The 7,876-nt window shown below is 66.6% G+C and carries 8 protein-coding genes and 1 pseudogene; 7 read left to right on the top strand and 2 right to left on the bottom strand.

Translation table 11 applies throughout. The features are described 5' to 3' along the window. Together VIR09_RS17870 and VIR09_RS17865 are read right to left on the bottom strand one after the other, a co-directional pair. A pseudogene (locus VIR09_RS17870) lies at positions 1-215 on the bottom strand (benzoyl-CoA-dihydrodiol lyase); the annotation flags it as partial. Between the two features lie 117 nt (positions 216-332). Continuing rightward, positions 333-1,241 (bottom strand): helix-turn-helix transcriptional regulator, encoded by a 909-nt coding sequence (locus VIR09_RS17865; protein ID WP_006221123.1) that lies wholly within the window; start codon positions 1,239-1,241, stop codon positions 333-335. Positions 1,242-1,417: 176 nt separating this feature from the next. On the opposite strand from VIR09_RS17865, the gene VIR09_RS17860 reads away from it, so the two are divergent. From VIR09_RS17860 to VIR09_RS17830, 7 genes are all read left to right on the top strand, one after another. After that, the gene (locus VIR09_RS17860) at positions 1,418-1,888 is read left to right on the top strand and encodes a DUF4863 family protein (protein ID WP_332014082.1); all 471 of its coding nucleotides are present in this window, start codon (positions 1,418-1,420) and stop codon (positions 1,886-1,888) included. Between the two features lie 69 nt (positions 1,889-1,957). Then, positions 1,958-3,517 (top strand): benzoate-CoA ligase family protein, encoded by a 1,560-nt coding sequence (locus tag VIR09_RS17855; protein WP_332014081.1) that lies wholly within the window; start codon positions 1,958-1,960, stop codon positions 3,515-3,517. Next, a complete protein-coding gene (locus VIR09_RS17850) occupies positions 3,514-4,338 on the top strand; it encodes an alpha/beta hydrolase (protein ID WP_332014080.1) in 825 nt (274 codons plus the stop codon). Before VIR09_RS17855 ends, VIR09_RS17850 begins: the two co-directional genes overlap by 4 nt. 36 nt (positions 4,339-4,374) lie before the next feature. Further along, entirely contained in the window at positions 4,375-5,535 is a 1,161-nt protein-coding gene (locus VIR09_RS17845) for an ABC transporter substrate-binding protein (protein ID WP_332014079.1), read from the top strand. A 31-nt stretch (positions 5,536-5,566) separates the two neighbouring features. Continuing rightward, positions 5,567-6,448 carry a branched-chain amino acid ABC transporter permease gene (locus VIR09_RS17840; protein WP_207465473.1) on the top strand — a complete coding sequence of 294 codons (882 nt, stop codon included), beginning with the start codon at positions 5,567-5,569 and terminating at the stop codon, positions 6,446-6,448. Positions 6,449-6,450: 2 nt separating this feature from the next. Further along, the gene (locus VIR09_RS17835) at positions 6,451-7,533 is read left to right on the top strand and encodes a branched-chain amino acid ABC transporter permease (RefSeq protein ID WP_332014077.1); all 1,083 of its coding nucleotides are present in this window, start codon (positions 6,451-6,453) and stop codon (positions 7,531-7,533) included. Beyond that, the coding region (locus VIR09_RS17830) for an ATP-binding cassette domain-containing protein (RefSeq protein WP_332014076.1) at positions 7,526-7,876 on the top strand (351 nt) is incomplete at its 3' end. The genes VIR09_RS17835 and VIR09_RS17830, both read left to right, overlap by 8 nt.

The following is a 7,876-nucleotide window of genomic DNA, read 5'->3' as shown; positions in this document are numbered from 1 at the left end:
AGGGCGTCGTGCAGTTCGATGTCCACGCCCAGATCGTACGAATTGAGCTTGAGCTTGTAGCCGGGGCGCAGGCCGCCGTCTTCGGCCACGTCCATGGCCAGCGTTGCAACGGGGCCGTCAAACGTCAGGCGCCAGTGGCGGTACAGGTCGGGCCGGGTGCGGAAATCAACGCGGGCCTCGGGCCGGGTTTCATGCCCGTTTGCGGTGCTGCTCATGGTGTGTCTCCTCGTACGCCCTGCCTGAACAGGAAAAATACTGCATCACATGAATTATTGTGCAGATTAGTTCAGGCAAAAGCGCACGTCAAGCGAGACATGCATAAAAGTGCAGATTTATAGCGGCAGGCCGCAGGCCTTTCGAACCTGGGTGCGCAGGCCGGCAAAGCTTTCCTGGACTTCCAGGTTGCTGGTGACCCACGTCAGGTCGGCCTTGGCGTAGAAGGCTTCCCGCCCGGCAAGGATGCGCTTGAGATCGGCCATGGCTTCGTTGTTGCCCGACATGGGGCGGAAGTCGCCTTGCGCCATGACGCGGCCCATGTGTTCTTCGGGCGTGGCGCGCAGCCAAACCGTGTAGCAATGGGCCAGCAGCAGGTTCAACGTGGCCGGTTCGGATACCAGCCCCCCGGGGGTGGCCAGCACCATTTCGGGATAGATCTGCACGGCCTCTTCCAGCGCGCGCCGTTCGTAGCGGCGATAGGCGTTGGGGCCGTACAGATTGTGGATTTCCAGGATGCTGCATCCCGCCACGCGCTCGATCTCGCGGTTCAGCTCCACGAAGGGATAGCCCAGATCATCGGCCAGCATCTGGCCCAAGGTGGACTTGCCCGCGCCGCGCAGGCCGATCAACGCCACGCGCTGGGTGCGGTTGGGGCGCTGCGCGCCCGCCCCCACCCCGAACAGCTGGGTCAGGGCCTCGCGCGCGCGCTGCAGGTCGGATTCCGTGCGGCCGCTGAGCAACTCGCGGATCAGCAGCCAGTCGGGCGATTCGGTGGTCACGTCGCCCACCAGTTCGGCCAGCGCGCAGTTGAAGGCCCGGGCGATCTGCAGCAGCACCAGGATGGAAGCATTGCCCACCCCGTGTTCCAGGTTGGCCAGATGGCGCTCCGATACGCCGGTTACCTGCGACAGGCTCTTGCGGGTCATACCGCGTATGGCCCGCAGGCGGCGCACCCGCTCACCCAATGCCACCAGGAACGCTTCCCGCCTGGGTTCGGATGGCGCCGCGTCTAGCGCTTGATTCATGTTTACGTGACTCCGCAAAAACCCTGATTACCACGTTTTATGCACTATAGTGCTTGACCATAATCAATGGAAGCACTATTTTTCCTCCCATGAACCCGAAGCGGCTCATGTGCAAAAAAAGCAGCAGTCGATTTCATGTCGATTCTGAAGCGCCGACAGTGTAAAGGAGGAGCCCGGTGAGTACGCCTGACCAATTCCATGCCCTGATGCGCGAGGTCACTCGCCTGACAGAAGGCCGGCCGCTGGACGCGGCCCTGCAGGAAAGCCTGAACCGCGAGGCCGGCCCGCAAAGCCCCCTGTTCCAGGAGATATACGCCACCTGTAGGCAAGGCGTGGCCGAGGGATGGATGTGCAGCCGCGAAGGCGGCGGCATCCGCTACGGCCGCGTCATCAAACCGGCGCCGGACCTGGCGGACTGCTCGGTGGACGTGGTCGACATGAACGACCTGGCCGGCCCCCACCACGCGCATCCCAATGGCGAGATCGACATGATCATGCCGCTGACCGAGGACGCCCGCTTCGACGGCCATGGCGCCGGCTGGCTGGTCTATGGCCCCGGCAGCGCGCACAGCCCGACCGTGAGCGGCGGCCGCGCCCTGGTGCTGTACCTGCTGCCCGGCGGCGCCATCGATTTCACGCGGCCCTAGCGCCCGCCCTGCCGCCAGAAAAAAACACACCGCGCGGCTTCCACCCCACAGGACATTCAGGAGACAACCGTGAACACCTGTCCCGCCGAACTCAACTTCGCCAGCCACCTGGCGGCGCTCAATGCGCCGCGCGCCGCCAAGCCGGCCTACATCGACGATACGCGCCAGATCTCCTACGGCGAACTGGCGGAGCGGGTGGCGCGCATGGCCGGCGCACTGCGCCAGCTGGGCCTGCGGCGCGAGGAGCGCATCCTGGTGCTGATGCAGGACACGGTCGACTGGCCGGTGGCGTTCCTGGGCGCGCTGCATGCGGGCGTGGTGCCGGTGGCTGTGAACACCCTGCTGACCGCCGACGACTACGCCTACATCATCGGTCACAGCCGCGTGCGGGCCGTGTTCGTGTCGGGCGCCTTGCTGCCTGTCGTGCAGGCGGCGCTGGCGCAGGCCCCGGCCGATATCGAACACCTGGTGATATCGCAACCCGCCGGCCCCCTGCCGGAGGCCGCGCGTGAATTCGAATCCCTGCTGGCGGCGGCGCCCCTTGCGCCCGCGGCGCGCACCCTGTCTGATGAAATCGCCTTCTGGCTGTATTCCTCCGGCTCCACCGGCAAGCCCAAGGGCGTGGTCCACACCCACGGCAACCTGTGGCACACGGCCGAACTCTATGCCAAGCCCGTGCTCGGCATCCGCGAAGACGACGTGGTGTTCTCGGCCGCCAAGCTGTTCTTCGCCTATGGCCTGGGCAACGGCCTGACCTTCCCGCTATCAGTCGGCGCGACCGTCATCCTGATGGGCGAACGCCCCACGCCGCAGGCAGTCTTCAAGCGCCTTACCCAGCACCGGCCCACGGTGTTCTACGGCGTGCCCACGCTGTACGCCAGCATGCTGGCCTCGCCAGACCTCCCGCCGCGCGAACAGGTGGCCATGCGCATCTGCACCTCTGCCGGCGAAGCTCTGCCGCGCGACATCGGCGAACGCTACACGCGCCACTTCGGCTGCGAGATCCTGGACGGCATCGGCTCCACCGAAATGCTGCACATCTTCATCTCCAACCAGACCGGGCAGCTGCGTTATGGCACCACGGGCAAGCCCGTGCCCGGCTATGAAGTGCAACTGCGCGACGAGAACGGCGCCCCGGTGCCTTCGGGCGCCATCGGCGACCTCTATATCAAAGGCCCGAGCGCGGCGCTGATGTACTGGAACAACCGCGACAAGACCCGCCAGTGCTTCCTGGGCGACTGGCTCAAGAGCGGCGACAAGTACACCTGCGACGCGGACGGCTACTACACCTATGCCGGCCGCAGCGACGACATGATCAAGGTCAGCGGCCAGTACGTGTCGCCGGTCGAGGTCGAGAACATCCTGGTGCAGCATGAGGCCGTGCTGGAAGCGGCCGTGATCGGCGTGCCGGACCATGACGGCCTGGTCAAGACCAAGGCCTACGTGGTGCTGCGCCCCGGCTTCGAGCCCGACGCGCAGACCGGGGCCGCGTTGCAGAACTACGTGAAGCAGCACCTGGCGCCATTCAAGTATCCGCGCCAGATCAATTTCACCGAAGAACTACCCAAGACCGCCACCGGGAAGATACAGCGCTTCCGCCTGCGCCAGCTGGAAGAGGCCACGCTATGAGCGCCAGCGCGGTGGCCGAGGCCGTCTTCGCCGAGTTCCATGCCGGCGGAAAAGACCTGCGCCTGGAATGCCAGTGGATCGAGTCCGATCGCTCCGGCGCCCCGCTGCTGGTGTTCCTGCACGAAGGGCTGGGCTCGGTGGCCATGTGGAAGGATTGGCCCCAACGCGTCTGCGAGGCGGCCGGCTGTCGCGGGCTGGTGTATTCGCGCTACGGCTATGGGCAATCGACGCCACGGCCGCCCGAAGAAAAACGGCCGGTGGATTTCATGCATTGCGAGGCGCGCGAGGTGCTGCCCGCATTGCTACGCGCCCTGGACGTGGATGCCTCGCGCGACAAGCCGGTGCTGTTCGGCCATAGCGACGGCGGCTCCATCGCCCTGCTGTATGCCGCGATGCATCCGGATGCCGTCGCCGGCGTGGTGGCCGCGGCCCCGCACATCCTGGTCGAAGACGTGTCGGTCGCCAGCATCGCGCAGGCGCGCCAGGCCTATCTGGAAACGGACCTGCGCGCCCGGCTGGGCCGCTATCACGCGGACCCGGATTCGGCATTCTGGGGCTGGAACGACATCTGGCTGGACCCTGCGTTCCGCCGCTGGAACCTGGACGAATACCTGTCCCGCATCGCCTGTCCAGTGCTTGCCATCCAGGGCGTGGACGACGAATACGGCACCCTGGCGCAGATCCGCGGCATACGCCGGCTCGCGCCCCAGACCGAACTGCTGGAGATTCCCGACTGCGGCCACTCTGCGCACAAGGACCAGCCGGCCCGCGTTATCCAGGCCATCGCCGGCTTCGTCGGCGGCCTGGAACAACCCCGCTGACCCCGCGTCGGCCCATAACAAGCACGGAGACTAACCATGAACCACGCCCTGACCCGGGCTGCGCTCGCCGCGGCTCTGACGCTCGCCGCCACCGGCGCCCAGGCCGCCGACAAGATCAAGGTCGGCTTCATGCTGCCCTACAGCGGTACCTACGCCGCGCTGGGCAATGCCATCGAGAACGGCTTCAAGCTCTACGTCGCCGAACAAGGCGGCAAGCTGGGCGGACGCGAGATCGAATACTTCAAGGTGGACGACGAGTCCAATCCCGCCAAAGCCGCCGAGAACGCCAACCGCCTGATCAAGCGCGACCAGGTCGATGTGCTGATCGGCACCGTGCACTCGGGCGTGGCAATGGCGCTGGCCAAGGCCGCCAAGGATGCCGACACCACGCTGATAGTGACCAACGCGGGCGCCAATGCCATCACCGGCCCGCTGTGCAGCCCGGGCATCTTCCGCACCTCGTTCACCAACTGGCAACCCGCCTACGCCATGGGCCCGGTGGCTTTCGCCAAGGGCCACAAGACAGCCGTCACCATTACCTGGAAGTACGCGGCCGGCGACGAGGCCATCGGCGGCTTCAAGGAAGGCTTCGAGAAGGCCGGCGGCAAAGTCGTGAAGGAACTGAGCCTGCCGTTTCCCAACGTGGAATTCCAGCCGCTGCTGACCGAGATCGCGGCGCTCAAGCCCGACATGGTGTTCACGTTCTTCGCGGGCGGCGGGGCGGTGAAGTTCGTTCAGGACTACCATGCGGCTGGCTTGAGCAAGACCATTCCCCTGTACGGCTCGGGCTTCCTCACCGACGGCACGCTGGAGGCCCAGGGCGCTTCCGCACAAGGCCTGCTGACCACCCTGCACTATGCCGACGGCCTGAACACGCCGCGCGACAACGCCTTCCGCGCCGACTACAGCAAGGCCTACAAGGCGCAGCCCGACGTGTACGCGGTGCAGGGCTATGACGCGGCGCAGCTGATGCAGTCGGGCCTGGCCGCGGTCAAGGGCGATTTCGCCAAGAAGGAAGACTTCCGCAAGGCCATGCGCGGCGCCACGGTGGACAGTCCGCGCGGCCCCTTCACGCTGTCCAGCGCCGGCAACCCGGTGCAGGACATCTATCTGCGCCGCGTCGACGGACTGGAGAACAAGGTCGTCGATGTCGCAGTGAAGAAGCTGGCCGATCCGGCCCGCGGCTGCAAGCTCTGACGCTGACCGCAATCCGCCACAGGGAGGCCCCATGGACATCAGCATCCTGCTCATCCAAAGCCTGAACGCATTCCAGTACGGCTTGCTGCTGTTCCTGGTGGCCAGCGGACTCACGCTGATCTTCGGCATCATGGGCATCATCAATCTGGCCCACGGCAGTTTCTACATGATAGGCGCGTACATGGCGTTCGCGCTGGGCCCGGTCGTCGACCGCTGGCTGGGCGGCGGCTTCCTGGCCACGCTGGCGGTCTGCGTGCTGGCCGCCGGCGCGCTGGGCTATCTGCTGGAAGCCGCCTTCTTCAGCTACCTGTACAAGCGCAACCACCTGCAGCAGGTGCTGATGACCTACGGCCTGATCCTGGTCTTCGAAGAGCTGCGCAGCATCCTGGTGGGCAACGACGTGCACGGCGTGCCCCTGCCCGCCTGGCTGCAAGGCAGCATCGCGCTGGGCGACGTCATGACCTACCCGGTCTACCGGCTGTTCATCTCGGCAGTCGGCATCGCGGTGGCGCTGCTGCTGTACTGGGTCATCACGCGCACACGGCTGGGCATGATGCTGCGGGCCGGCGCCAGCAACCGCGAGATGATCGGATCGCTGGGCATAGACATCAACAAGCTCTACCGCCTGGTATTCGCGGCGGGCGTGGCGCTGGCGGCCCTGGCCGGCAGCATCGCCGCGCCGGTATCTTCCGTCTACCCCGGCATGGGCAACGGCGTGCTCATCATCTGCTTCGTGGTGGTCGTGATCGGCGGCATAGGCTCGATCCGCGGCGCGTTCCTGGCCGCGATGCTGGTGGGCGTGGTGGAAACCTTCGGGCAGGTGCTGTTCCCGTCCGCGGCAGGCGTGCTGGTGTACCTGCTGATGGCCTTCATACTTCTTTGCAAGCCCGAAGGGCTGTTCAAGCAGGGCTGACCATGTTGAACCGACTACTGCCCATTGCGGCGCTGCTGGCCCTGGCCGCCTTTGCCTGGAGCGGCAGCGACTACTACACCGGCCTGGCGATCAAGATCATGATCTACGCGATCTTCGCGCTCAGCCTGCAACTGCTGGTGGGCGGCGCCGGGCTGGTCAGCCTGGGCCACGCCGCCTTCTTCGGCATCGGCGCCTACGTTGCGGCGCTGCTGTCGCCGGAATCCGAGGCCGCCAGCCTGTGGTGGCTGCTGCCAGCTGCCCTGCTCGCCGCCGCGGCCTATGCGCTCGTGACCGGCGCGCTGGCGCTGCGCACGCGCGGCGTGTATTTCATCATGGTCACGCTGGCTTTCTCGCAGATGGCGTACTACGTGTTCCACGACACCAAGATCGGCGGCGGCAGCGACGGCATTTATCTGTACTTCCGGCCCGAGCTGTCCCTGGGCGGCTGGATGCCGTTCGACCTGAGCGACAGCCGGACCTTCTATTTCTTCGTGTTGGCCTGCCTGGCGCTGGCCTGGGGCTTCCTGGCGTTGCTGCGGCGCTCGCCCTTCGGCGCCGCGCTGGCCGGCATCCGCATCAACGAACAGCGCATGCGCGCGGCCGGCTACTCGACCTATCCCTACAAGCTGGCCGCCTACGTGGTGGGCGCCACGCTGGCCAGCCTGGCGGGTTTTCTGTTCGCGCTGAAGGACGGCTTCGTCACGCCGGAGCTGCTGGCCTGGGAACAATCCGGCCTGGTGCTGCTGATGGTGATCCTGGGCGGCATGGGCAGCCTGGGCGGCGCGGTGCTGGGCACAGTGGCGCTGGTGCTGCTGCAGGAACTGTTCCAGTCGCAGGAGCTGTTCGGCGAGTACGCGCGCCACTGGCACCTGCCCTTGGGCATCGCCATCATCGCGCTGGTGGCCTTGCTGCCCAACGGCCTGGCCGGACTGCCGGCACAACTGCGCCAGCGGCGCGCGGCCCGCAATGCCGCGCCCAACACGGACCACGACGCCGGCCGCAATGCCGCGCCCAAGCCGGACACCGCCTCATCCAGCCGTCCGGTTCCCGCCCGCCTGCCCATCCAGGGAGAGCCCCATGTCTGACGTCCTGCTTGCCGCCAGCGCGGTCACGCGCCGCTTCGGCGGCCTGACGGCGGTGAACGGCGTGTCGCTGGCATTGCAACGCGGCCAGGTCCATGCCGTCATCGGCACCAACGGCGCGGGCAAGTCCACGCTGATCAACATCCTGTCGGGCGAACTCGCGCCCAGCAGCGGCCAGGTCATGCTGGGCGGCCGCGACATCACGGCATGGCGCCAGCCCGACCGCGCCCGCGCCGGCCTGGGCCGCAGCTACCAGCGGTCCACCATCTTTCCCGAACTGAGCGTGTTCGAGAACTGCAGGCTGGCCGCCCAGGCGCGCCGCCAGCGCTTCTGGCACTGGTGGCGG

Source organism: Achromobacter sp., assembly GCF_036567245.1.
GTDB lineage: Bacteria > Pseudomonadota > Gammaproteobacteria > Burkholderiales > Burkholderiaceae_B > Achromobacter.
This window is presented reverse-complemented; position numbering and strand designations above follow the sequence as displayed.